We start from the raw sequence: 24,836 nt of genomic DNA, 5'->3' as shown, positions 1-24,836 counted from the left end.
TTGTTTTTGTTATGGTTTAAATGCCTGATATTGGTCTTTGAATTTGTGATAGCTCTGTTCTTCGATATTGAATTCTCCGTACCACACATAATCAAAAATATAGGAAAGATCGGAGAAATCTTTTTTAAGGTTAGGCGCTTTCAACTCTGAGGCATAGTCTTTATTGGTTTTTTCAGGATTCCAGTTGATGAGTTTTTTATCGCTCAATTTTTTTAATACATACAAAAACTGATACCGTACTGCTGAACGGTAATCTTTTGCGTTTTCAAACCTTGCTATACTTTCAGGAAAGTTGATCTCATGAATATTTTCATGAAGCTCTTCTACGTTGATGTCCAACTTTTTATTCTTTTTACCAAAAATAAAGTTCCCGTCTTTTCCAAGAGCATATTTAATGATAAAGTACAATAGAAACCCTACCAGAATAATCGCAAATAGACGAATAAGAGCTGTGGTAAGTTTTGCTGAGTTCGTAAAAGATGTTTCTCCAAAAATGCTTTGCAGAATCTTATTGATCTTTCTCAGTAGTTTCTGCCCAAAAGATTCTCTTGGCTTTGAGGTGGAGTAATCAAACTCCTGTCCTTTATATCTTGATGGAATGTTTTCTTTAAACTGTTTTGAATAGGTCTCGTTTTCCGAAACCGGATTTTTCATCAATACAGAATCTGCACGCAGCATGTTATGATAATGCCCTGTTGTATATAGAGAATCTTCTGTATAAGCATCTACAGGGATATCATCCTGAGCATGAAACCACCCAAAAGAAAAGAAAAGTAATATGATAAAAATAGTCTTATTCATTGATACCAATGGTGTCTATTTCTGCCAGTTCTACTTTCTGATGAAGGTCTGTTCGGCTGTCATAATACATCAAACCGACATTCACATACATCAGGTTTGAAAGGAAGAACGAAAGCAGCATGGAAATTCCGTAGAATACAAAAAAGATAATACCTAATGTTCCTGCGAAAGGATTTTGCTCAAACTGACCATCCGGAGAAGACGTAAGAATTGAGCCATAAAAAAACAGTAACGGAACATAGGTAAAAATGGAAGAAGCAATTGATATAATGGTAATCATGATAATGGATCCTCCCCAATATTTCCAGTAAGGAGATTTTTCTCTTCCGTTCGGATATGAAAACTGTGACCGTATGGAATAGCTCAGGCTTTCAAAAAATTTTCTGTCTGAATTAAAATAATCATACATCAAAAATGTAACAACATTATACAAGGTTGGATAAATAAGAAAGATCAGAAACAGCCCGATGATTACAAATATAAGGATGTACGAAAATACAACAACAAATAAAGCAAGCGGAGTAACGATAAAAATTAGCCCAATACACAGCTTCGCTATTTTCCCAGCATTTTTTTTAAAATCACCAATAATCTCATCTGTTTTTATATTTTGAGCTCCATTAGCAATCCTTTTAAGATAAAAAACAGGATATAGATAACTGACTATCGCCAAAGTCATAAACAACAAAAAGGTAATAAGCCCCACTGCAATTAATAATCCGGCATTATCAGAGAAATAATCTTCCAAATAAGAAGAATTTCCATCCATATTGGATCCGAAGATCTGTGATAAAAGTTCACTATACCCAAATAAAACAACGACTACCATTAAAATAAGCAGCAGCCCATTGATCAGTATATAGCTTTTGAAATAATTTTTCCCGTATAATTTAAAAAAATTAAAGCTGTCACTGATGAAGGTTCCAAATTCTCTTTTTTTATACAATTGCATCATGAAGGTGTTTATTAGTTTTTTTATTCACTATAGAAGGGTACACAAGATAGTAAAATATTACAATGGCAAGTGAACCGAAAATAATGAGAAGATTCAAAATCAAAGGCATTTTCAATGCATGTCTTGTTACATAACCTTCAATAATTCCTGCACAGATGGTAAACGGAATAGTACTCAGAAATATCTTGAATGAATCTTTAAAGCCTTTTTTAAACGAATTAAATCTCGAAAAGGTTTTAGGAAACAAAATAGAAGCGCCCAAAATGAGTCCGCACATCGCTTCAATCACCATGGCAAAAATTTCAAATACTCCATGCAGCCATATTCCTCTTGCACTGTCTTTCAAAGCACCATAATCATAGAAGAAATATTGAAACGCTCCCAGCATTACACTATTGGAAAGCAAAGCGAATAAAGTTCCTACTCCACCCGAAATTCCATAAATATAGAGTTTTGCCCCAACCTGAATATTATTAAAAATAATCCCAATCGTACTTCCCCAAGTGGATCCGCTTTCATACACTGCTACAGCATTCCCCTTTTTAATGTTTTCTATGGTTTCATTTACATAGGCTTCCCCATTAGGAATCGCAACCGTTAAAAAGCTCTTGTCATAGATTGCAGAAAGCACTCCTATTGAAGTAAACAAAATGAAAAAAAGAAAGGCATATAAAAGATATCTTCGATACTGAAATACCAATAGAGGAACTTCAGTCCTGAAAAAATACATCAGCCTGTTTTCCTCTACCCTTTTCGTTTTATAAATTTTCTGAAAAATCTGAGAAGACAAATGATTCAGGTAAACCGTTGTATTACTTTTCGGGTAATAAGTCTGAGCAAAAGAAAGATCATTGATCAGGTTAATGTATAACGAAGACAGGTCATCAGGATTTTTTTTTATTTTCCCATCAATAACCTGTTCTATTCCCAACCATTTTTCTTTATTTTGTTTAATGAAATAAACTTCTCTCATAATTGTAAGGCTAAAATAATAAAAAATATGTCTCAAATTGCGATAAATACCTCACAAAATGTAAATATCAGTTTTAATACGGCCAGTATTGGAGAAAGGATGCTTGCCTTCATTATTGATCTTCTGATAAGGGTAGCTTACGTCGTTATTATCCTCTATCTGTTCTTCAGTATTTTTGATTTGGGATATCTTATGAATGGTCTTGATGAATGGTCTGTAAGAGCCGTTTATATTGTTCTTACCTTTCCCGTTTACATCTATCCTCTTGTATTGGAGAGTTTAATGGAGGGCCAAACTCCCGGCAAAAAGCTGATGAAAATGAGAGTCGTTAAAATTGATGGCTACCAGGCCAGCTTTGGCGATTATATGATCCGTTGGGTATTCAGAATTGTAGATGTTTCTTTTGGTGGGGTGATTGGACTTATCTCCATGGTTGTTTCTAAAAACAATCAGCGCTTGGGAGATATTGCTGCAGGAACCGCAGTAATCTCCTTGAAAAACAATATCAACATCTCGCATACGATTCTGGAAAATATTCAGGATAACTATATTCCTACTTTCCCACAAGTGATTGCTCTGAGTGATAATGATATGAGAATTATTAAAGATAATTATACCAAAGCTTTAAAAGTAGATGACCGTCAAATTATCAGCAGACTGTCGGACAAAATTAAAAGTATTCTGAAACTTGAAATAGATCCCACGAAAATGACTGAAAGACAGTTTATCCATGTTATTATTAAAGACTATAACTACTATACAGGGAAAGATAACTAAGGCAAGCCTATCGTGAATGTTGCTTCGCAAGTGAATTCTCAACCTGCAAAATGTTGAGAAGTTGACAGCATTACTCTTCACTTATTGCTTATTGCTTATTGCTTATTGCTTATTGCTTATTGCTTATTGCTTATTGCTTATTGCTTATTGCTTATTGCTTACGCAAAGCTCGGTGCAATTTTTGTATCTTTAATATCAAAGCTCAGAATTATGAAATTTGAAAACAATAAATCCGGAAACGGCGGAGTTCTTACTTTAAATAACGAAACAAAAGAAGTCGGAAGACTTACGTACACTATTTTCCCAGAAGATCATAAGTTCATCATTTCTTTTGTTTTGGTACATCCCGAATTCGAAGGCAGAGGAATGGGAAAATTCCTAGTAGAAGAAGCCATAAAATTTGCTCGAGAAAATAACTGGAAAGTGTACCCGCACTGTTCTTATGCAAGATCTGTTATGATGAGAATGAGCAATGTGGATGATGTTTTTTTAAAGAATTAAAACTTCTTTCACAAGAATATCTTCAATATCATTGGGGTAGTCTACTTTTAGATGATGATCGGAAGCTACCCATTCCATAATTTCATGAAGATCTAAAACTTTGGAGTTCGGAATTCCCATTGTATCCAGCGCACAGGCGTTACATTCTTGCTCGTACTGGTTATGAATGGGGATTACAAATAATTTTTTGTCCATAAAAAGAGCTTCTGCTGGGGTTTCAAATCCGGCATTGCATAAAATTCCTTCACAACCTTCAAAATATTTCAGATACTCGCTCTCATCAATAGGGAAAACTTCTACATTTTTCACTTTTACATGCACTTTGCTGTATTTGGAAAACACTTTCCACTCTACAGGAATATTTCTTAGTATCTTGATGATGTTCTCATCTGCAAAACTTGGAAGGTATACCAGATAATATCCGCGCTTATAAGGATTAAGGTTTCGAATCTTCTTTCTGATTACAGGCTTTTTTATCTGAGGATGGTAATTTTCAAAATGAAATCCGATTTTTCTTTCACTGGGAACATAATATTTCAGAATCATTTCACCCAGAAAATCTTTCTTCTCAGGTTTAGGGGTCTCCGGAAAACTCATAGAAGCCTGATGACTGAGTTCAATCATAGGTAATTTCTTCAGCTTGGATGCCCAGCCAGTCAAAGGTTCATAATCATTGATAATTAAATCGTATTGTGAAAGGTCGAGTTGTTTTATAATCTTAGCGGCTTCAAGAAATTTATTCTCTGTAAACGTTTTACGATACGATAAACCGCCGGTTTTGTTATAAAGCAAGGAAATACCTCTATATTGAAAATTAATATCGAAATCGGCCTTCAATTGCGATTGATGGCCACTGATGAGAGTATCTACAACAGCATATTTTTTTAGAAGAGGGATAATTTCCTGTGCTCTGGCTACGTGGCCGTTACCGGTTCCCTGAAATGCATATAAAACTTTCATTTAGGAAAAATTGGTTACAATTTTTAAAAGAGCCGAAGAGTCTATTTCCTGAATTTCCTCTACTTCATCATCTTTCAGCAAATGTTTGTGTTCGTCGTAGTAAAAGATAGACCATTTTTTATCATTATATTCCAATGCAGAAAGGTTTTCGATCCAGTCACCGGAATTCAGATACGTACATGAGCCTTTTTTATTGACAACCTCACGGATCTGCGGTTGGTGAATGTGCCCACAAACCACATAGTCATATTGATTGTCGATAGCCAATTCTGAAGCTGTTAATTCAAAGTCTCCAATATATTTCACAGCTTTCTTCACATTATTTTTGATCTTCTTTGAAAACGAGTATTTTTCTTTACCCATTTTTTCTAAAAACCAATTCACAACGTTATTGATAACAATGAGGAGATCATAACCTTTTCCGCCCAGTTTGGCGATCCATTTAGAATGTTGAACTGAAGCATCGAAGACATCACCGTGGAATATCCAGGTTTTCTTCTGATCCATATTCAGGCAGATCTTATTACAGACTTTCAGTTTTCCGAGTTCGAAATCTGTGAACTTACGGAACATTTCATCATGATTGCCCGTAATGTAATAAACATCTGTGTTTTTGGTAGCGAACGAAAGAATCTTTCTGATCACTTTCAGATGGGGTTTAGGAAAGTAAGACTTTTTGAACTGCCAGATATCAATAATATCACCATTCAAAACCAAAGTTTTGGGATGGATAGAATTGAGATATCTCAGCAATTCTTTAGCCTTACATCCATAAGTTCCCAAATGAACATCCGATATAACAACTAATTCAACGTTTCTTTTCATAGTTTTATACAAAGAAACTAATTGAAAATTAACTGTATATGAATGCTATATTATTTTTTATAGAGAGTTCAACAGCTCCTCTGTAATTTCCATATTGTGATAAACGTTCTGAACATCATCATCGTCCTCAAAACGCTCAAGCATCTTCATATTAGCTTTGAACTGATCTTCGTTTACTTCCTTTGTATTGTTTGGAATTCTCTGAAGTTCTGCGCTCTTCGCTTCAATACCCAGCTCATCCAATTTATGAGATAAAGAACCGAAGTCTTCAAAGGCAGTAGTAATAAGTACTTCTTCCTCATCTTTTTCCACATCTTCTGCTCCGCCATCAATCATTTCCATTTCGAAATCATCCCAATCCATTTTAATTTGAGCCAAATCGATGGTAAAAATTCCTTTTCTGTCAAAGATAAATGCCAGCTCACCATTTTTTCCAAGGTTACCGTCAAACTTATTGAAAACAGCTCTTACGTTAGCTACTGTTCTTGTTGTATTATTTGTAGTACATTCTACAAAAAAAGCAACACCTCCTTGTCCGTATCCTTCATATGTGATCTCTTCGTAGTTTTCAGCATCAGCACCACTTGCCTTTTTAATTGCTCTTTCTACGTTATCCTTAGGCATATTCGCCCCTTTAGCATTCTGGATACATCTTCTCAGTGCCGGGTTAGCTTCCGGGTCTGTTCCTCCGGCTTTTACAGCTAATGCTATATCCTTTCCTATTTTAGAGAATGTTTTGGCCATTTTATCCCATCTGGCCATTTTAGAAGCTTTTCTATATTCAAATGCTCTTCCCATTTTATTTTTTAAATTTCCAACAAAATTACTCAAAAGTCAACAAAAAAAAAATACCTCCAAAAAAATTGGAGGTATTCATTATTTAGAAAAATTAATTATTTTTTCTTTTTAGCTGGAGCTTTTTTAGCTGGAGCTTTTTTAGCACCTTTCTTCACAGCTTTTTTCACTGGAACAGCAACAGTCATGTCATTTTTCTTGTAAGTTTCCCACTCAGATCCTGAGATAGCTCTTACGATAACTTTTCTGTCAGCTAATCTTTCAGCGTCAGAAGCAGTTGCAGGAACAGTAGCTTCTTGAGAACCGATACCGATAGACTTAAGAGTGTTAGGGTTAACTCCTCTTGCTTCTAGAGCACCTACTACTGCAGCAGCTCTTGCTTTAGAAAGATTCAAGTTGTAAGCAACAGAACCTTTTTTATCAGTCATACCTACTACTAAGAAGTTAGCAGCATCTGCTTCTTTGATGATTTTAGCAGCTTCATCTAACTTAGCGTTAGACTGTGGTCTGATAGTAGCCTTATTGAAATCAAATAAGATATCTTTAAGAGTAGTATTGATTTTTTCTACTGGTGGCTTAGCTGGAGCTGGACATCCGTTGTATTCAGGAAGACCTGGTACTGTAGGACAAGCATCATCTTTATCTAAGATTCCGTCACCGTCTGTATCTGGCCAAGGACAACCGTTGTTTTCAGCAGGACCTGCTACTGTAGGACAAGCGTCATCTTTGTCGATTACACCGTCACCGTCTGTATCTGGCCAAGGACAACCGTTGTTTTCAACTGGACCAGCTACGTCTGGACATTGATCGTCTTTATCTGGAACTCCATCACCGTCTGTATCAGGACATCCTTGGAATTCTGGTAAACCTGGAGTATCTGGACAAAGGTCATCTTTATCTAGGATACCATCCTTATCTCTGTCTCTGTTTCCGAATCTAAATAAGATAGATGCAGAAGCTTGCCAGAAGTTAGCAACTGTAGAGTGGTCACCTGGAGTTGACACATAGTCACCTTGGATACCAAGACCGAAGTTTTTAGTTACCCAGAAGTTAGCTCCAGCACCTGTAGCTACAGTAAAGAAGTTTGATTTACCATTTTCGTTACCATCTTTCCCGTTTGGAACGCTCTCGATAAAGTTACCGTTAGCATCTACCGCATTTCTTGGGAAAGTTAGTGCACTATAGTCATGTCTTAAATAGTTAGCTCCAACTCTTAAATATGGATCAAACCAAGATTCTTCGTTCCATAAAAGACCTGCAGCGTGAGCCTGGAAACCAAGACCTGTCATTAGGAAAAATTCTTTCCCCATGTTGAATTTTTTGTTTTCAACATTTCCAACAGAAGTTTGCCAGTCGATTACTAAACCTTTTCCAACGTTTCTAGCAACTGTTAACTTAGATAGTGGAGGTGTAATAGAGAAGTTGTTCACATTGAACATACTCTTTGTCAAATTGTTAGCAGAGAACGTATTACTGAAAGTACCTCTTGCTGCTATATGGTTTTCAGCGTGAGCACCAACTCCGATCAACCACGGATTGTTGGTAGTCTGCGCGAAAACAGTAGAGGCAACAGTAAGCGCCAATGCTGAAATTCCTAATTTTAGATTTTTCATAGAATTAAATGATTAAATAATTGATAATGCAAAATAAATATAATTTTTCTTTATATACAAAGTTTTTCAAATGATTTTTAACTTTTCTTTAATATTCTGTCCAGGTTTCGTTTATTTTCTCTATCTTTTATCGCCTCCCTTTTATCGAAAAGCTTTTTCCCTCTACCAAGGGCTATAAGCACCTTTGCTTTACCTCGATCAGTGATATATAATTTTAAAGGAATAATTGTGTTACCTGCATCCTTTAACTTTTTTTCAAGTTTTTGCAATTCTTTTTTGTGCAACAGCAATTTCCGTTCCCTTTTTGTTTTGTGATTATAAAAAGTTCCCAATTTATACTCATCGATCATCATATTAATAATGTATAATTCCCCATCAATAAACTGACAGAAGGATTCTGTAATAGATGCTTTGGAAGAACGTAAAGATTTTATTTCGGTACCCGTCAAAACCATTCCGGCTTCATATTCTTCAAGAATTTCATATTCAAAGCGGGCTCTTTTGTTTAATATGCTAACTGTTTTTTCAATCTTCATCATTTTAGAATTTCGTTAATGAAATATATAAAAAATACCATACATTTAAAAACTTGACTATTATATTATTACAGAATACCCAAATTCTTTTTGTATTTTTGCGCCAAATTTACAAAACTATATGTTAACAGTATCTAACTTATCTTTACAATTCGGGAAAAGAGTTCTTTTTGACGAGGTAAATATTATGTTTACCAAAGGAAACTGCTACGGAATCATCGGAGCAAACGGTGCGGGAAAGTCCACATTCCTTAAAATATTAACAGGAAAGCAGGATCCGACAACAGGTAACGTATCTCTGGAACCAGGGAAAAGAATGTCAGTTTTGGAGCAGGATCACTTTGCTTATGATCAGTATACTGTTCTTGAAGCTGTTTTGAGAGGTAACAAGAAATTATTTGAGATAAAAGAGGAAATGGATGCGTTATACGCAAAAGAAGATTTCTCTGACGAAGATGGAATTAAAGCAGGTGAGCTAGGTGTAATCTATGATGAAATGGGAGGATGGACTGCTGAATCTGATGCACAAACCATGCTTTCAAACGTTGGTATAAAAGACGATATGCACTGGCAGGCAATGAGTGAACTTGAAAATAAAGACAAAGTAAAGGTTCTTTTGGCTCAGGCACTTTTTGGAAACCCAGATGTATTGATTCTGGATGAGCCTACCAATGACCTTGACATTGAAACGATCTCTTGGCTTGAAGATTTCCTTGCTGACTATGAAAATACAGTAATCGTTGTATCTCACGACCGTCACTTCCTTGATACGGTTTGTACGCACATCGGAGATTTAGATTACTCTAAACTTAACCTTTATACAGGTAACTACTCTTTCTGGTACCAGGCTTCTCAGTTAGCGACAAGACAAAGAGCTCAGGCTAACAAAAAGGCAGAAGAAAAGAAAAAGGAACTTCAGGATTTCATCGCTCGATTCAGTTCTAACGTTGCAAAAGCAAAACAGGCTACTGCAAGAAAGAAAATGATCGACAAGTTGAATATCGACGATATTAAACCTTCATCAAGAAGATATCCGGCTATCATTTTTGAAATGGAAAGAGAAGCTGGAGATCAAATCTTAGATGTAAAAGGTCTTGAAAAAACAAAAGACGGAGAATTACTTTTCTCTAACATCGATTTAAACCTTAAAAAAGGAGATAAAGTAGCAGTACTTTCTAAAAACTCTTTGGCGATCACTGAATTTTTCGAAATTTTAGCTGGAAACGTAGAAGCAGACAAAGGAACTGTTGCATGGGGGGTTACTACCAACCAATCTCATATGCCTTTAGACAATACTAATTTCTTCCAGGAAGATCTAAGTCTTGTTGACTGGCTAAGACAATTCACGAAAAATGATGAAGAGCGTCATGAAGAATTCGTAAGAGGATTCTTAGGAAGAATGCTTTTCTCAGGTGATGAAGCTTTAAAATCTTGTAAAGTACTTTCAGGAGGTGAAAAAATGAGATGTATGTTCAGTAGAATGATGCTTCAGAAAGCTAATGTTCTTTTATTAGATGAACCTACCAACCACTTAGACCTTGAAAGTATTACAACTTTGAACAACTCATTGTCTAACTTCAAAGGAAATCTTTTATTAGCATCTCATGACCACGAAATGCTTTCAACAGTCTGTAACAGAATCATCGAGTTGACTCCTAACGGAATCATCGACAGAGAAATGACTTACGATGAATATCTTGCTGACAAAAAAATAAAAGAATTAAGAGAAAAAATGTATTCTTAAGAATATAATTTAAATTCATACTAAACCTCAAAGTTAACTTTGAGGTTTTTTTATGTCCAGATTAAAAGTAAACATAAAAAAGCTGCTTCATTCATCATGAAACAGCTTTTTATTTTATTTAAAACAAATTTATTTTGTCAGTTTTGCTGTAGGCAGTGTCACCGCTCCCGGATCTTTCCACAATCCGTCTTTTTCGGCTTTCTTTTTGATTGCCTGAGCTCTCTTTTCACTATCCGGGTGAGAGTTGAACATTTTCTCAAATCCAGACTGTGTACTTCCTTCCGAAAGCAATGCTAATTTCTTAAAAGCACTGTAAGCTCCCACTACATCATATTTATTAGCTTTCATAAAATCGTATGAATACGTATCTGCTTCAGATTCCTGCTTTTTGCTGTGAGAAGCATCCAGAAATGCATTAGCCATCTTACCGATCTGACTGTCATTAAGAGTTGCTACAGCTGACGACGCTGATGATGCCGCATCCAGAGCAGCTGCCTTCAGATAAGCAGATTTCATAGCATCTTTGGTATCCTGATTTTTAACGTGGCCGATCTCATGACCAATTACCGCTAATAATTCGTTATCCGTCATAATATCCATAAGGGAAGAAAATACACGAACACTACCATCTGCACAGGCAAATGCGTTGATGTCTTTTACTTTATAAACCTTATAATTCAGAGTAAGACCATCCTGAGATTTGTGTTTTCCGAACAGTTTATTCAATCTCACAGTATACGGATCTTTCGGTCCCGCTACAGCATTATTTTTATCCATCCAATCTACAGATTCTTTGGATAATTTGATAGCATCTTCGTTGGTAAATGTTAAAGCTTTTGCACCATTTGAAACAATTCCGGCAGCTTTGCCAAGGTTAATTTTCTGTGCATTCATTGAGTTTATTGCCCCTAAGAAAGCGAGGCAAACGATAATTTTTTTCATAATCATTTTTAATTTGGGGCACGAAGATAGCCATTTTTTAACAATTAGAAAGTCAAAACTTAATTCCTCTTCATTCCTAAATGCTATTTTTTTTCCTTATTTTTGTGAAATGAGTCAAAAATGGATTTACAAGCCTGAACCCGATGAGGAAGTTGTGGACAGACTAAGTTCGTCACTTGGTTTTGGTACTTTTGAATCTAAACTTCTCGTTTTAAGAGGAATTGACAATTATCAAAAGGCCAGAGAATTCTTCAAACCCAATCTTAATGATATTCACAATCCTTTTTTAATGGCAGACATGCAAAAAGCTGTAGAGCGTATTGCAACCGCTATTGAAAATGGTGAGAAAATACTGGTATACGGGGACTACGATGTGGACGGAACCACGGCTGTTGCTCTAATGTATCTTTATCTCAGCAAAATTGTTGAGAAAAAATATCTGGATTATTATATTCCGGACAGAAACTCCGAAGGCTATGGAATTTCTACCGAAGGAATTGATTTTGCCAAAGAAAACGGGTTTTCTCTGATTGTTGCTCTTGACTGTGGAATCAAGGCTATTGATATGATCAACTACGCAACCAATCTGGGAATTGATTTCATTATTTGCGATCACCACCTTCCGGGTGAAGAAATCCCAAATGCGGCGGCTGTACTGGATCCTAAAAGAAGTGACTGCAGATATCCTTTCAAAGAGCTTTCCGGATGTGGCGTAGGTTTTAAACTCTGCCAGGGATTAAATACTATCTATAAGATTCCAGAAGCTGAGTTGTTTGAATTGACTGATCTTCTTGCTATTTCTATTGCGGCAGATATTGTTTCCATGACTGGAGAAAACAGGGTTTTGGCTAAAATGGGATTGAAAATTCTCAGAAAAACCAGAAACCTTGGTTTAAGACTTCTCATTCCTGAGGATAAACTGTCTCATTTTGAAATCTCCAACATTGTTTTTGAAATTGCTCCTAAAATAAATGCTGCCGGAAGAATTTCACACGGTAAAGCAGCTGTGGAGCTTATGGTTTCTGACAACCTGAAACATGCCAATCAGATTGTAAACGACATCATGAACCTCAACGATGAAAGACGTGAGCTGGATATGAATTCTACCCTTTCTGCTTTAAATCAAATTATAGAATCTCAGCAGGAAACCAAACATACAACCATCGTATATCATCCGGAATGGAATAAAGGAGTGATCGGTATTGTAGCTTCCCGACTTATCGAGACGTATTACAAACCTACTCTGGTATTTACAGACGGAAATAATGGAGAAATGGTAGCTTCTGCAAGATCTGTTTCTGATTTTGATGTGCATGAAGCTCTTGATATGTGTTCCGAATACTTTTTGAAGTTTGGAGGACACCATGCTGCGGCAGGTCTTTCTATGGAAAAAAGTAAGTTTGACGCCTTCAAAGAAAAGTTTGAACGTATCGTTTCTGAAAAAATTAAGGAGCATCAGAAGGAACCTTCCATTTCAATTGATACAGAAATCACGATTGATGAGATCAACAGAGAATTCATCAATTTCCACCGAAAACTGGCTCCTTTTGGACCTCATAATATGAAGCCTATCTTCACATTGACCAATCAAAAGCTCTCCGGCTATGTAAAGACAATGGGTAAAGATAATAATCACCTGAAGTTTTACATCAAGCAGGAATCTACCGGACGGAATATTGAATGTGTAGGTTTCAAACTTGGGCAATTTGTAGAAGATTTTAAGAATAGAAATTTTGACCTTGCTTTTACACTGGAAGAAAACCACTGGAAAGGCAATGTAACCCATTATCTGAATATCAAGGATGTCAAGTTTAGAGAGTAATAATAAAGCCTGAATACATATAAGATTCTGGTCAAAATATTCATATTATAAGCGTACTGCTATCCGCTGTCTATTATCCAACAAAAAATGAAAAAAATCGGTTTATTTTTCGGATCATTTAATCCAATCCATATAGGACATCTTATTTTGGCTAATTATATTCTGGAAAATTCTGATATGGATGAATTATGGTTTGTAGTGAGCCCACAAAACCCTTTTAAAGACAAAAAATCTTTGCTAAAAGATCATAACAGACTTGATATGGTACAGCTTGCGGTAAAAAACTACCCTAATATGAGAGCTTCCAATGTGGAATTTTCTCTTCCAAAGCCAAGCTATACGATTGATACTCTTACCTATCTTCATGAAAAATATCCTGAGTATTCTTTCAGTCTGATTATGGGAGAAGATAATCTGAACAGCCTTCATAAATGGAAAAATTTTGATCTATTGATCAAAAACCATCATATCATTGTTTATCCCAGAGTGTTTGAAGGAGAGAAAAAAGATTCGGAATATTTGCAACATGAAAATATCTCTCTGATAAAAGCGCCTGTAATAGAACTTTCTGCTACAGAAATCCGTAATATGCTTAAAGACGGTAAGAATGTAAGACCTATGCTGCCTCCTGAAGTTTTTGAATATTTGGATGGAAGTAGTTTTTATAAGTAATTTTGCCAAACGGAAACTGTAGTATAAGTTGGATACTCTGTTTCATTCATAATTTATAATTCATCAATCTAAACATGGATTTTATCGACAAAATATTTTCAAAATATTCTCAGGAAAAGCTAATCAAATGGTTTAAACAGATTTGTCTGGCGGAAGCTATTTCCTGTTTCTTGCTCTATTGTGTAGCCATGATTTGGATTCGATATGATGAAAACCTATACTCCATTATTTTCATTAGTGTTATTGGGAGTTTACATGGTCTATTTTTCACCCTTTATCTGATGCTCTGCCTTCCTGCAAAAAAGATTTACAATTGGGATGACGAAGATTTCGTGTTTGCATTATTATCTGCATTTTTCCCTTTTGCAACGGTTTGGGTAGATAAAAAGCTCGCCCGTTTTGACAGAGAATAAATACCATAATAAAAAAGGACCTTTCGGTCCTTTTTTTAGTATTATAAATCTCTTTTTACATGTCCTGTAGCGGTGAATGTATGATTTCCTGAGCTATTGGTAAAAGTACCGTTCACCGTAAAATCAATATAATCTCCTACAGCACCGAAACTGCTTATATCAATCACCAGGTTTCCATTACTTGGCGTAATAGCCCCTCCTGAAACTTCAAACATATAATCTGAAGTAAAACTTGCCGCAACTCCCAACATATTTTTCTGTGTGTAATAAAAAAATGGACCTGCAGGGCTCATTGAACCAATTCTCAACTGCTTCGCCGGTGTATTGGGTGATGTTGAAGTAAGACCGGTCCATTCCCCATTGATAGACCCTAAAATAGAAGTTACCGGTTGATTATCTATTTTGTAACTAATAAATTCGCTTACAGCATTACAGGCAATAATATTTCCTATGTTAAAATTATTAGAAGTTGCCGTGAAAGTCATCTGATTCGTACTCTGAAAATTAACCGTATCAAATCCCTCAAATATAAACTGAGGATTTGCCGTACATGAATAGGTCGTAAGGGTAAAATTCCCGTTAGCATCTACTGGAACTGACATATATTGAAAGTAGTTTGTAGTTCCTACTGGTTTCAATTGAACATACCCATCAGTAACATTGGCATTAGCACAGGTTTTTAGGCTTCCCTGAATTGTATAGCTGATCGAAGAAGAAGGATTTACTATAATATCTGGCAATGTGGTTATTACTCCAGAAGGGAAAGGGCCAACATTGGCTGTATAGATTACGCTGTTACAGGCATCATATACTTTTAAGATAAGAGTTTCTCCCGCCGGAACAATTCCTGATACCGTTCCTACATTATCCGTTACTCCATAAGTTTCGTACGATTGTGACATTCTCTTCAGAGTTACTCTTATATTGGGTAAAACCTGTCCAGTAGAGTTCTTCACCGTGACTTTCATCGTTGCCTGTTCAAATTGCGCATCGCAATTCCACCACGAGAAATGGCTTACTGTTCCTACGTAAGCGTTACCAATTTTTGTTGCAGAGCCTTCTTCTTGCCAAATTCCTGTGTTTTCATTAAAAGACCATAACGGAATGGTAGCCGGTGAGCTTGAAGTCTGGCTCGCATCTACAGGAACAGTGATTTCTGCTGTATGACCATTCGCAATCTGAAGGTTTTGCCCGGAGCTCCCTGTTAGTTGTACATGCAGCATTCCAAAGGTTTCCATCACTCTAGGACTTCCTGCGGAATTGGTTGCCAAAAAAGATCCCGGCATCAATTCATTCAAATACTTGTCTGAGGGTGCCAAGTGAAAAACAGTAACACTTACATTTCCAGAATAAGGATTTCCATTAGCATCTTTGAAGCTTCCATCAAATTTCACTTTTGTTCCGTTGGATAATGAAACGGTAGAAACGGAGCCTGTGGTAACATTAGCTGTTGCCGTTGCAGGAATCATCATAATATTCACATTATTTAGTCCATTGGTTGGAACCAAAACCCTTGATGCATTTACATATCCTGGTTTTGTTACTTTAATGTGAGCAAAATTTTCTTTTACCGAAGCATTCTTAAAGGTAAATACTCCTTTATTATTTGTGGTTACTGTACCCGTTCCAATTGTGACAGTTGCTCCCGAAACCGGAAGACCATTTGTATCCAGAACAATTCCCTGAAAGTTTTTTTGGGTAGAATTTCCAAAATTATAATTTGCTTGGGGAGTTGGTGTTTCTTCACCGATTTCTAAGAAAGATTCATTTTTACATGAGATTATCAATGTAAATAATAAAAATAAGAGGTAAATGTTTCTCATATGGTATTAGTTTTTGATTTTCACTAAATTAATAATAAAATACATTCCTTGATGCCCAATTCTTTTTTTCTATTAATTTTTTTAAAATTTCAACAAATTTCACTTCATCATGTAACAAAAATATTGTTTGAATTGTCTAATAAAATAGTAAAGTCATTAAAGACAAAAAAATTAACATAAATTTTAATCACTGATAATCAGTTATTTAAATTTTAATTAAAAACATTTTAAGTACTTTGCATTGCATGATACTAAATTTATTATATATCTTTGCAATGTAAAATAACAAACGATACAAGCTATTAAACCTAAAAAATAATTATCATGAAAACTCAAATTCTCATTGCAGCCCTATTTTTCAGCGGATTTGTTACTGCTCAGCAGAAGAAAGACAGTTTGAAAGTCAACTCTATTGAGGCAGTCAATATCAAGAAACAGGTTTTCAAAAAACAAGGCGACCGTCTTGTGTACGATGTAGCAGCCTCTCCTATCGCTAAAGGAACCAATACGTTCAATCTTTTGAAACAAACTCCAATGATTTCTAGTGTGGATGGGAAAACGTTGAAAATTCTTGGTAAATCTGATGCTGTTATCTACATCAACAACAAGAAAACAAATATGGATGCTGAAGCATTAATTGAGATGCTGAAGTCTACTCCATCAGAAGATATCCAGAAAATTGAAGTCATTACCGTTCCGGGAAGTGAATTTCAGGTAGAATCTAAGGAAGGTGTTATTAATATTGTGATGAAAAAGAACAAGAATAACGGCTACAACGGTACCCTGAAAATGCAGAACGAACAGGCTTATTATAACAATCCTTCTGCAGGAGCTTCTTTTAACTTCAGACAGGGAAAATGGTCCGGAAACTCCAATTTTAGAATGGGAAGCTGGACAGACAGACAGAGATATACGTTGTCTAATGGTGATCCTACTTTCAGAAATGAATCTTATGGATATAATGATGATCCTAACAAAACTTTCGGAGGCGGCTTCAATGTTGATTATGAGATCAGCAAGAAGCAAAGTGTGGGTGTTTCTTATAATATGAGATACAACAAGAGCTTCAATTCTATATTGGATGTTACCAATTTTCAAAATGGGAATATAAAAAACAGAACGGTAAACAATGAAGATGCACAGACAAGAAATCATTCTTTTAATTTAAATTATGAAATCAAGACTGATTCTTTAGGCAGCAAACTTACTTCGAACGTTTCTTACTTATGGTTCAACAGAGATAAGGTGAGCTTCAACGAAACTTTTCCTTTAAGCAATGTAAAAGACAATAATTATTCGGCTCTTCATCAATCTGTTCCTCAGATCATCAATAATTATGCGGCCAATATCGACTATCTGAAAAAAACGGCTAAAGGTGAAACATGGCTGATGGGGGCAAGCTATAACCGCACCAACACAGATAATGATACGAAGCAGGATCAATATGTAAATCAGGAATTTATTCCAGATACTTATCAGACCAACCACTTTATTTACAAGGAAAATATCTTGGGAATTTATCTTAACTATGAAAGAAAGCTTACAGAAAAGCTATCTGGGAAAATAGGAGCTCGTTACGAAATGACAAGAAGTACCGGAGACATTGTAGGCAAAGAGGGAGGTTTTACAAGAAATTACAATAACCTGTTACCCTATCTGAATTTAAATTATGCCATCAATTCCGATCATAATTTGAGCTATACTTTTTCCAGTAGAATCCGAAGACCGAGATTCTGGGAACTGAACCCTTCCAGAACGTACTTTACCCCTACCAACTATACTCAGAACAATCCTTTTATACTGGCGGCAAAATTTTATAATCAGGAGCTTAACTATATGTACAAAAATGCTTTCTACGCCAACCTTAGTTTTAATATGGTGGAAGATGCTGCAGCTTCTGATATGATTCCTTTACAGGGAACGGTAACAGCACCTAAGAAAGATGAAGACGGAAATTATATCTATGACCCGCTAGGAAACAAAATCATGGAAACGACAAGATTCCTTAGATATATCAAAACAAATTATGGAAAGAACAGAGAGCTGAGCCTAACTCTCGGAATGAACAAATCCTGGTTTAATGATATCTGGACAACCAACTATTCTGTGAACTTAGGATATATTACCTACCAAGGAGCTGTACTGGCAGATCCTACGTCCAAACCGGGACCTGAAGAAACAGAAGTGGTAGATCCATATATAATTGATATTAAAAACTATAATATGTCTGCAACCATCAATAATACGATTAGACTTTCTTCTAAAAAAGACTGGTTCCTGGGTGTTAATTACTTCTTCGCAAGCCAGGCAGCAATGGAAAGTGGGATGATTGGAGCAAGACAGAGTTTTGATATCAGTCTGAAAAAGATCATCGGAGACTGGACTGTAGTAGCGGAAGTGTATGACTTGTTCAACCAAAATTTTTACAGGGTTCAGGGAACTCAGCCCAACGGAAAATATAACAATATAACCAATTTCAATTATCCAAGATTACTGAACATCGGAGTTACGTATAATTTCGGAAATCAGAAACTGAAAAAAGCAAGGGAAATGAAATCAGCGAATGATGCTGTAAAATCAAGAACCTAATCTGGAAATACTTATTTCATCTCAACCACTCTTTAAAAAAACAAACATGAAACGTATACTTTTGTCCATCGCCATCCTATTCGGAGCCTGTGCTTTTGCTCAGGAAAAGAAATCTGATACGGTAAAAACCAAAAGCATAGAAGGCATTACCCTTACCAAGCAGGTTTTTAAAAAGCAAAGCGACCGTTTTGTATATGATGTTGCTGCTTCTCCTGTTGCTAAAGGCAATACTACTTTTGATCTTTTGAAGCAGACCCCATTATTATCTTCAACCGATGATAAATCCTTGAAAATTGCAGGAAAGAACAATGCCATCATTTACATCAACGGAAGAAAAACAAATATGGATGCCGACTCTCTGGTTCAGTTCCTGAAAAATACACCGGCAGAAAATATTCAGAAAATTGAAGTGATTACCGTTCCGGGAAGCGAGTATCAGGTAGAATCTTCGGATGGAATCATCAATATCATTTTAAAGAAAAAGATGAGCGACGGACTGAATGGAAATATGAGAATGTCTAATACTCAGAATAAATACAACTCAAGCCAGGCCAGTGTTTCTGCTAATTACCGAAAAGACAAGCTAGGAATAAGCGCCAGCGTAAGCGGAGGGCAAAATATCGAACCTCAAACCTATACGTTGAAAAACGGTACTTCAACAACTTCTAATGAATCGGTAGGAGACGTTGATGATCCGAACAAAAACATCGGCGGTTATCTTAATATTGATTACCAGCTTAACGATAAAAGCAATCTTGCCCTGTCTTATAATACATGGACTAATAAAAGTGATAATTCGACGGTAGATCTATTTAATACCATTAAGACAGAAAAGGAAACAAAATATACCTGGTCTAAAAACAGAGAGAATACAAAATCGTACAACAACTCTCTGAATTTGAATTATGAATTAAAAACAGATTCACTGGGCAGTAAATTGAACTTGAATGCAGCCTATCTGAACTACAGAAGATTTCAGAATATTGACAATCAAACCTTCATGTCAAATGCTGATAGAGACGTAATGGACAGAACAACTCAGATCAAGCAAAACCTTCCTCAGATCATCAATAACTTCTCAGGAATGGTGGATTATATTCAAAAGTTTAAAAATGACCTTACCATCTCCGTTGGAGGCAATTATAATAAAACCAAAACTGATAACGATTCTAAAAACATCACTTTTTCCTACATCCCTCTTTTGGCTCCGGATCCAAGACCGAATCACTTTATTTATGATGAAAATATCTACGGAGCCTACATCACCATTGAAAAAAAATTATCTGATAAACTTTCCGGAAAAGTAGGTGCTCGATATGAGATTACCAACAGCTTGGGAACATCTGATAATGCTCCAACAGAAGAGCTGAAAAGAATTGAAAGAAATTATAATAACTTTCTTCCTTATCTAAGTGCCAATTACGCCATTAATGATAAGAACAACATTTCTTATTCATTTTCAAGTAGAATGAGAAGACCGAGCTTCTGGGAACTGAACCCGGTAAGAAATATTCTGACAGATGCCAATTATACACAGAACAATCCTTTTGTGAAGGCTTCTTCTACCTACAACCAGGAACTTACGTATATGTATAGAAATTCGTATTTCTTAATTTTAAATCATTCTTACATTCAGGATGTTATTACTCAGGTTCCTTTACAGGGATACCCGGTCTCACCTTCCGGCAAAGTAGGAGAAAATCCGGTGCTGAGATACATCCGAACCAATTTCGGAAACAAACAGGAAATGTCTGCAATGCTGGGTCTTCAGAAAAACTTCTTTAAACAGTACTGGACAACCAATTTCAATATCGGTATTCAGCATAATATAAATAACGGAAGTCTGGATACGGATCCTACTACTGGAGATCGATTCAAAAATGAAAAAGGAGATTATATTGTGTACAGTAATAAAACAAAATCTACCAGCCTCTTAATCCAGACCAATAACACCATCCGTCTTGATAAAAAGAAAACCTGGTTCTTCGGAGTTAATTATTTCTATGTAGATAAGCAGCAGATTGAGCTTGGATCTCTGAAAAGCTTAATGAGCCTAGACCTCAGCATCAAGAAACTGTGGAACGACTGGACCTTCGCAGTGAATGCAAACGATATTCTGAATACCAATGTCATCAAAATTGAAGACCAACAGGATAACGGAAACTACAATTATATTCACCAAAACCGTTACAACAGAAATGTGATGGTAAGTGTAACTTACAATTTCGGAAACCAAAAAGTGAAAAAGGTAAGAGACATAGAAGGCGCATCCGATGCCATCAAGAGTAGAACAAGATAAGTTAATCATTCTTCATATTCAATTATTTTTTAATTATCAACCCATTGATTTGTTCAGTGGGTTTTTTATATTTATCTATGAAGAAAAATATCGTTTTTATTTTTATTTGTATAGCTATTTCCTTCGTATGGATCGGCTGTAAGGAAAAGAAAATCCATCTTGGAAATGAGATCAGATTTGATAAAGAAGAAAATATTCGCTACGGAAATCATCCTGAGCAGGTTTTAGACCTTTACATACCTGATCAAAAAAATAATCAGCAAAAAGAGGTTTTTATAATGATTCATGGTGGAGGCTGGCGCGGAGGAAATAAATCTCAACTCACATTTTTTACTCTTTCTATGATGCAGAAATTCCGGGATCATATTTTTATCAATATGAATTACAGGCTAGCTTCTGCTACTCAATATGGCATTCCCAATCAAATGAATGATATTCAAAGTGTTGTCTCGTACATTAAAAAGAAACTGAATTATACTCCAAAGCTAATACTTTTGGGAAATAGTGCCGGCGGACATTTATCTATGCTTTATGCCTATCATTTTGATGCTGATAAAAAAGTGAAAGCCGTTGTTAATATTGTAGGACCTGCTGACCTTTCAGACAGAAGCTTCACTTCTTATGAAGACTATTCATTTGTAGCAAAGCATTTGGTTGATCCTACAACTCTACCTCAAAAAATAGCGCCTGTCAATTTTGCAAGTCCTGTTCATTGGATTACAGAAGGCGTACCTCCTACTCTTTCTTACTACGGTAAAAAAGATCACGTCATTCCTCTTACGCAGAAAAAGATATTAGATTCGGTTTTAAGAAAAAATAATGTTATTCATCAATCCTACGAATTTTCTGGTGGGCATCTTGACTGGGACAAAGATAGAAATGATGATTTTTTGATAGATAAAATCGAGAAATTCATGCAACTTCTTGATAAAAAATAACACGCTCTGATTTCTCAAAGCGTGTTACATTATCTCTATCTTATTATTTATTCTGATTTTGCGATTTCTGTTCTTTCAGATATTCCATTAGCGTTGAAAGCTTCGATCTGAAAATAATACGCATCTGTTCTGTCTGCTCCTGTGAAAAAGTATTCATTTTTTCCATATACCATAATGCTGCCATACAATTTGTCTGGAGATTTCCCCCAATAGATGACATATCCGTCAGCTTCCGGATTCTGCTGCCATTTCATCCAGATGCTTCTTCTTTCACCATATTTTTTTGGATCAGCTCTTAAAGGAACAAATCCCTCTACCTTTTTAGGTTTTTCACCGGCTCCTTTTCCGAATACTCTGAAACCGCTCAAGGCAAACTTTCCGGTAGGCATTTTCAGATTTTCCATTTTAAGAAATCTTGCTGTTGCAGGTTTTTCAAGCTCAATATAATCATGAGGAACATCTTTGGAATTTTTACTTTTATCAACAATAACGTTCCATTTTTTACCATCATTTGATCCATAGATTTTATATTGATGCATTTTTCCTAAGGTCTTCCCCATAAATTCCGCATCTTGATCTGCATAGTTAATCTGTATAGCATTGATGGTAGATATCTCACCCAGATCCGTCTGAAACCATTCTCCGGCATTTCCTGTTTTAGCACTCCAATACGTTTTAATATCTTCATCTACGGCATAATTAGGCTGATAACCTCCTAATGTTGAGGATACCTGAACCGGTTTATTATAATTCAAAAGCGTCCATCCGGCAAAAAGACCTTTGCTAAAATCTTTCCCCTGTGCATATTGCGGAAGATAAGTAGGATAATCTCCGTAAGCTGTATTGCAATACATCACATCATCTTTGTCAAAACCAGCAGGCCAGATTCCCAACCTTCTTTCAAAGTTATTTTTAGTAGAAATGAAAATGGTTGAAACATGCCACCAATTTTTGTAATTATCTTCAAAAGTAGCTCCATGCCCGGCTCCTCTTGCAAAGCCACCAGGTTTATAGGAAAAAGGATTGTGCTGTTGATATTCAAATCCTTCCAAAGGACTTTTGCTGACATACACTCCATCCGAATATCCACTGAATTCCGTAGCAGGAGCTCCGTACTGCATATAATATTTTCCGTTGTGCTTCGTCATCCAGGCTCCTTCCACAAAAGGTTGCAGAAAAACATTATCATTATATTCCCCGAATCTTTCCCAACCGTGATCTTCAGGTTTCAGCCTGAGAATCGGTTTTACGAAACCTTCAGACTGAAGATTTTTAACTTTCACTTCGGTTCCCAGTAATGGCCATTCATTACTTGATCCCCAGTACAGGTACAGTTTGTTTTTATCTTCATCATAATGGAATGCCGGATCCCATGCTCCTACTTTTAAGGTATCTACTGCAATTTTCCAGTCATCTTTTGTAGGATTAGTACTTTTCCAGATCGGAAAATCCTGTTCCCACGTAGAGCCGAATACATAAAGTGTATCTTTCATCGCCCAAACTGCCGGAGCATTGAGATCGTGGATATATTTGTTGTCTCTGAGGAATTTTCTTTTCACAAACTTCCAGTCCAGCATATCATCGCTGTACCAGTACCCTTCCTGATTGGTAGAAAACAGAAAAAGCTTGTTTTTAAAATTGACGATAACTGGATCTGCCGTAGCACGGTGTTTTCCCTGCTTGGAAAAAACTTCAAAAGGAGTATATCCGTAGTCTATATTGATAGGGTTACAGAACGTTTTCTGCTGTGCTTCGACAAATATTCCCAGGAGAATTGCCAGTGATAAAAAGTATTGTCTCATTCTTAGATTTTGAACATTCAGGGCAAAGTTAACCAACTTTTTTGGGTTTCCTCCAGATAAAACCGTCTAAAAGATAATGAGTAAGCTGTGGAACAACCAGTAGCGGAACCAAAAACTGAAGCAGATTTTCTGAAATATTCAGATTCAATGAAAAATGTTCATTCCAAACTAAAGTTTCCCATAAAAATTCTTCAAGAAAAGCAAATCCTACGAGAACTCCAATAAACAAAAATATTCCCATTAAGGATTTAAAAATCAAAAGTCTGTTCAGCTTATTAGAGTCTCTTTGTTTTATTTCCCGAATATAAATGAGTGCGATGTAAGGAATACCATGAGAAATGACGTTCAGGAAAGTGAAAAGAAGGTCATTATTAAAATATACAATCCCGAAATACCAGGAAAGATAAGTTCCAATGATGAGCATCGTTTTAGGAATATTGAATTTACCTGTTTTAACAGTTTCAAAAATAGTTTTAAAAAACCAAAGTATAAGTATTCCAAAGTATATTACGGTAATACTGCTTAAGTAGTCCGGAAGACGTTGAAGCCAATCAAATTCATTATTAACGAACCAGGAAAACGCTCTTGGTGTCTTGAACCAATACAACATAGGATATATTGTTGCCGCATATACTGCTACCTCATCTATTTTTTTACTCCAGTTATTAGGTTCAAACCGGGCATATATTCTCATAAAGCCATATTGCTGACGGATAAAATGAAAAACGGCAACGAGTGCCAGTATCGACCAGAATGTCAGGCTTCCCCACTGAAACAGAAATATTCCTATTCCCCAACTTATCACAGGAACACCGATATACAAGAGTTTTCTCTTCTGTACCTCCCCTTTTATAAAATACGTTTTGAACAGTGTGGAATAAACATGAGCAACATCTACAAAAACAATAAGAAAAAGCCAAGTGTAGAAGGAATAGGTATTTTCTAATTCCTGAATTTGGGTCTGAAAAAAGAAAATAATCAACAGTACCAGAAAAGGAGGTGATAAAATAAACCACCAGTCTGTTTTTGCATTTTCTATCCAAGGTTGTTTCATAC

At 35.9% G+C, this 24,836-nt stretch carries 21 protein-coding genes; 9 read left to right on the top strand and 12 right to left on the bottom strand.

The genetic code is table 11. The features are described 5' to 3' along the window. Window positions 1-9 precede the first annotated feature (9 nt). Genes ACL9RH_RS17465 through ACL9RH_RS17455 form a run of 3 tightly spaced genes read right to left on the bottom strand, consistent with a single transcriptional unit; the run spans window position 10 to window position 2,729 of the window. The gene (locus tag ACL9RH_RS17465) at window positions 10-801 is read right to left on the bottom strand and encodes a DUF4129 domain-containing protein (protein ID WP_422694621.1); all 792 of its coding nucleotides are present in this window, start codon (window positions 799-801) and stop codon (window positions 10-12) included. Then, entirely contained in the window at window positions 794-1,753 is a 960-nt protein-coding gene (locus ACL9RH_RS17460; protein ID WP_422694620.1) for a DUF4013 domain-containing protein, read from the bottom strand. The genes ACL9RH_RS17465 and ACL9RH_RS17460 overlap by 8 nt, the downstream gene beginning before the upstream one ends. Continuing rightward, on the bottom strand, window positions 1,740-2,729 hold the full coding sequence (locus ACL9RH_RS17455; RefSeq protein ID WP_422694619.1) for a stage II sporulation protein M: 990 nt from the start codon (window positions 2,727-2,729) through the stop codon (window positions 1,740-1,742). Before ACL9RH_RS17455 ends, ACL9RH_RS17460 begins: the two co-directional genes overlap by 14 nt. Before the next feature lie 27 nt (window positions 2,730-2,756). On the opposite strand from ACL9RH_RS17455, the gene ACL9RH_RS17450 reads away from it, so the two are divergent. Together ACL9RH_RS17450 and ACL9RH_RS17445 are read left to right on the top strand one after the other, a co-directional pair. Continuing rightward, window positions 2,757-3,506, top strand: coding sequence for an RDD family protein (locus tag ACL9RH_RS17450; RefSeq protein ID WP_422694618.1), 750 nt, complete (start codon window positions 2,757-2,759; stop codon window positions 3,504-3,506). 210 nt (window positions 3,507-3,716) lie between these two features. After that, a complete protein-coding gene (locus tag ACL9RH_RS17445) occupies window positions 3,717-4,007 on the top strand; it encodes a GNAT family N-acetyltransferase (RefSeq protein WP_422694617.1) in 291 nt (96 codons plus the stop codon). On the opposite strand, the gene ACL9RH_RS17440 is transcribed toward ACL9RH_RS17445, so the two are convergent. From ACL9RH_RS17440 to smpB, 5 genes are all read right to left on the bottom strand, one after another. Further along, the gene (locus ACL9RH_RS17440; protein ID WP_422694616.1) at window positions 3,996-4,967 is read right to left on the bottom strand and encodes a glycosyltransferase family protein; all 972 of its coding nucleotides are present in this window, start codon (window positions 4,965-4,967) and stop codon (window positions 3,996-3,998) included. The genes ACL9RH_RS17445 and ACL9RH_RS17440 overlap by 12 nt on opposite strands. Then, entirely contained in the window at window positions 4,968-5,792 is an 825-nt protein-coding gene (locus tag ACL9RH_RS17435; protein WP_422694615.1) for a UDP-2,3-diacylglucosamine diphosphatase, read from the bottom strand. 57 nt (window positions 5,793-5,849) lie between these two features. Further along, entirely contained in the window at window positions 5,850-6,590 is a 741-nt protein-coding gene (locus ACL9RH_RS17430) for a YebC/PmpR family DNA-binding transcriptional regulator (protein ID WP_422694614.1), read from the bottom strand. A 95-nt stretch (window positions 6,591-6,685) separates the two neighbouring features. Beyond that, a complete protein-coding gene (locus tag ACL9RH_RS17425) occupies window positions 6,686-8,200 on the bottom strand; it encodes an OmpA family protein (protein WP_422694613.1) in 1,515 nt (504 codons plus the stop codon). 77 nt (window positions 8,201-8,277) lie between these two features. Beyond that, window positions 8,278-8,736 (bottom strand): SsrA-binding protein SmpB, encoded by a 459-nt coding sequence (gene smpB, locus ACL9RH_RS17420; protein ID WP_034694839.1) that lies wholly within the window; start codon window positions 8,734-8,736, stop codon window positions 8,278-8,280. A 121-nt stretch (window positions 8,737-8,857) separates the two neighbouring features. Here smpB and ACL9RH_RS17415 point away from each other — a divergent pair, with 121 nt between their 5' ends. Further along, a complete protein-coding gene (locus tag ACL9RH_RS17415) occupies window positions 8,858-10,480 on the top strand; it encodes an ABC-F family ATP-binding cassette domain-containing protein (RefSeq protein ID WP_422694612.1) in 1,623 nt (540 codons plus the stop codon). Between the two features lie 129 nt (window positions 10,481-10,609). Here ACL9RH_RS17415 and ACL9RH_RS17410 read toward each other — a convergent pair whose 3' ends face one another. After that, on the bottom strand, window positions 10,610-11,422 hold the full coding sequence (locus ACL9RH_RS17410; protein ID WP_422694611.1) for a M48 family metallopeptidase: 813 nt from the start codon (window positions 11,420-11,422) through the stop codon (window positions 10,610-10,612). Between the two features lie 109 nt (window positions 11,423-11,531). On the opposite strand from ACL9RH_RS17410, the gene recJ reads away from it, so the two are divergent. From recJ to ACL9RH_RS17395, 3 genes are all read left to right on the top strand, one after another. After that, the gene (gene recJ, locus ACL9RH_RS17405; RefSeq protein WP_422694610.1) at window positions 11,532-13,244 is read left to right on the top strand and encodes a single-stranded-DNA-specific exonuclease RecJ; all 1,713 of its coding nucleotides are present in this window, start codon (window positions 11,532-11,534) and stop codon (window positions 13,242-13,244) included. Window positions 13,245-13,331: 87 nt separating this feature from the next. Continuing rightward, a complete protein-coding gene (nadD, locus tag ACL9RH_RS17400) occupies window positions 13,332-13,916 on the top strand; it encodes a nicotinate (nicotinamide) nucleotide adenylyltransferase (protein ID WP_422694609.1) in 585 nt (194 codons plus the stop codon). Between the two features lie 74 nt (window positions 13,917-13,990). Beyond that, window positions 13,991-14,329, top strand: coding sequence for a DUF3817 domain-containing protein (locus ACL9RH_RS17395; protein ID WP_422694608.1), 339 nt, complete (start codon window positions 13,991-13,993; stop codon window positions 14,327-14,329). Window positions 14,330-14,370: 41 nt separating this feature from the next. Here ACL9RH_RS17395 and ACL9RH_RS17390 read toward each other — a convergent pair whose 3' ends face one another. Continuing rightward, window positions 14,371-16,152: a carboxypeptidase regulatory-like domain-containing protein gene (locus ACL9RH_RS17390; protein ID WP_422694607.1), complete on the bottom strand. Its 1,782-nt coding sequence runs from the start codon at window positions 16,150-16,152 to the stop codon at window positions 14,371-14,373. Window positions 16,153-16,476: 324 nt separating this feature from the next. Between ACL9RH_RS17390 and ACL9RH_RS17385 the strand changes: the two genes are divergently transcribed. The 3 genes from ACL9RH_RS17385 to ACL9RH_RS17375 all read left to right on the top strand — a co-directional run bounded on the left by ACL9RH_RS17385 (window position 16,477) and on the right by ACL9RH_RS17375 (window position 21,978). Then, window positions 16,477-18,741 carry a TonB-dependent receptor domain-containing protein gene (locus ACL9RH_RS17385; protein WP_422694606.1) on the top strand — a complete coding sequence of 755 codons (2,265 nt, stop codon included), beginning with the start codon at window positions 16,477-16,479 and terminating at the stop codon, window positions 18,739-18,741. 46 nt (window positions 18,742-18,787) lie between these two features. Further along, entirely contained in the window at window positions 18,788-21,040 is a 2,253-nt protein-coding gene (locus ACL9RH_RS17380; RefSeq protein WP_422694605.1) for a TonB-dependent receptor domain-containing protein, read from the top strand. 77 nt (window positions 21,041-21,117) lie between these two features. Continuing rightward, window positions 21,118-21,978 carry an alpha/beta hydrolase fold domain-containing protein gene (locus tag ACL9RH_RS17375; RefSeq protein WP_422694604.1) on the top strand — a complete coding sequence of 287 codons (861 nt, stop codon included), beginning with the start codon at window positions 21,118-21,120 and terminating at the stop codon, window positions 21,976-21,978. Window positions 21,979-22,025: 47 nt separating this feature from the next. On the opposite strand, the gene ACL9RH_RS17370 is transcribed toward ACL9RH_RS17375, so the two are convergent. Both ACL9RH_RS17370 and ACL9RH_RS17365 read right to left on the bottom strand, forming a co-directional pair. Then, entirely contained in the window at window positions 22,026-23,780 is a 1,755-nt protein-coding gene (locus ACL9RH_RS17370; protein ID WP_422694603.1) for a discoidin domain-containing protein, read from the bottom strand. Window positions 23,781-23,808: 28 nt separating this feature from the next. Further along, window positions 23,809-24,834: a hypothetical protein gene (locus ACL9RH_RS17365; RefSeq protein WP_422694602.1), complete on the bottom strand. Its 1,026-nt coding sequence runs from the start codon at window positions 24,832-24,834 to the stop codon at window positions 23,809-23,811. Window positions 24,835-24,836: the final 2 nt, after the last annotated feature.

Source organism: Chryseobacterium sp. Mn2064 (assembly GCF_049319685.1).
Lineage (GTDB): Bacteria > Bacteroidota > Bacteroidia > Flavobacteriales > Weeksellaceae > Chryseobacterium.
Note: the sequence above shows the minus strand (reverse complement) of the source record. Positions and strands in the feature narration are given on the sequence as shown.

What these genes read in the sequence shown, in the direction of transcription:
- ACL9RH_RS17390 (WP_422694607.1), bottom strand. Translation starts at nt 16,152, where the DNA reads ATGAGAAACATTTACCTCTTATTTTTATTATTTACATTGATAATCTCA.
- nadD (WP_422694609.1), top strand. Translation starts at nt 13,332, where the DNA reads ATGAAAAAAATCGGTTTATTTTTCGGATCATTTAATCCAATCCATATA.
- recJ (WP_422694610.1), top strand. Translation starts at nt 11,532, where the DNA reads ATGAGTCAAAAATGGATTTACAAGCCTGAACCCGATGAGGAAGTTGTG.
- ACL9RH_RS17455 (WP_422694619.1), bottom strand. Translation starts at nt 2,729, where the DNA reads ATGAGAGAAGTTTATTTCATTAAACAAAATAAAGAAAAATGGTTGGGA.
- smpB (WP_034694839.1), bottom strand. Translation starts at nt 8,736, where the DNA reads ATGAAGATTGAAAAAACAGTTAGCATATTAAACAAAAGAGCCCGCTTT.
- ACL9RH_RS17375 (WP_422694604.1), top strand. Translation starts at nt 21,118, where the DNA reads ATGAAGAAAAATATCGTTTTTATTTTTATTTGTATAGCTATTTCCTTC.
- ACL9RH_RS17365 (WP_422694602.1), bottom strand. Translation starts at nt 24,834, where the DNA reads ATGAAACAACCTTGGATAGAAAATGCAAAAACAGACTGGTGGTTTATT.
- ACL9RH_RS17435 (WP_422694615.1), bottom strand. Translation starts at nt 5,792, where the DNA reads ATGAAAAGAAACGTTGAATTAGTTGTTATATCGGATGTTCATTTGGGA.
- ACL9RH_RS17440 (WP_422694616.1), bottom strand. Translation starts at nt 4,967, where the DNA reads ATGAAAGTTTTATATGCATTTCAGGGAACCGGTAACGGCCACGTAGCC.
- ACL9RH_RS17415 (WP_422694612.1), top strand. Translation starts at nt 8,858, where the DNA reads ATGTTAACAGTATCTAACTTATCTTTACAATTCGGGAAAAGAGTTCTT.
- ACL9RH_RS17425 (WP_422694613.1), bottom strand. Translation starts at nt 8,200, where the DNA reads ATGAAAAATCTAAAATTAGGAATTTCAGCATTGGCGCTTACTGTTGCC.
- ACL9RH_RS17460 (WP_422694620.1), bottom strand. Translation starts at nt 1,753, where the DNA reads ATGCAATTGTATAAAAAAAGAGAATTTGGAACCTTCATCAGTGACAGC.
- ACL9RH_RS17385 (WP_422694606.1), top strand. Translation starts at nt 16,477, where the DNA reads ATGAAAACTCAAATTCTCATTGCAGCCCTATTTTTCAGCGGATTTGTT.
- ACL9RH_RS17450 (WP_422694618.1), top strand. Translation starts at nt 2,757, where the DNA reads ATGTCTCAAATTGCGATAAATACCTCACAAAATGTAAATATCAGTTTT.
- ACL9RH_RS17465 (WP_422694621.1), bottom strand. Translation starts at nt 801, where the DNA reads ATGAATAAGACTATTTTTATCATATTACTTTTCTTTTCTTTTGGGTGG.
- ACL9RH_RS17445 (WP_422694617.1), top strand. Translation starts at nt 3,717, where the DNA reads ATGAAATTTGAAAACAATAAATCCGGAAACGGCGGAGTTCTTACTTTA.
- ACL9RH_RS17395 (WP_422694608.1), top strand. Translation starts at nt 13,991, where the DNA reads ATGGATTTTATCGACAAAATATTTTCAAAATATTCTCAGGAAAAGCTA.
- ACL9RH_RS17380 (WP_422694605.1), top strand. Translation starts at nt 18,788, where the DNA reads ATGAAACGTATACTTTTGTCCATCGCCATCCTATTCGGAGCCTGTGCT.
- ACL9RH_RS17370 (WP_422694603.1), bottom strand. Translation starts at nt 23,780, where the DNA reads ATGAGACAATACTTTTTATCACTGGCAATTCTCCTGGGAATATTTGTC.
- ACL9RH_RS17430 (WP_422694614.1), bottom strand. Translation starts at nt 6,590, where the DNA reads ATGGGAAGAGCATTTGAATATAGAAAAGCTTCTAAAATGGCCAGATGG.
- ACL9RH_RS17410 (WP_422694611.1), bottom strand. Translation starts at nt 11,422, where the DNA reads ATGAAAAAAATTATCGTTTGCCTCGCTTTCTTAGGGGCAATAAACTCA.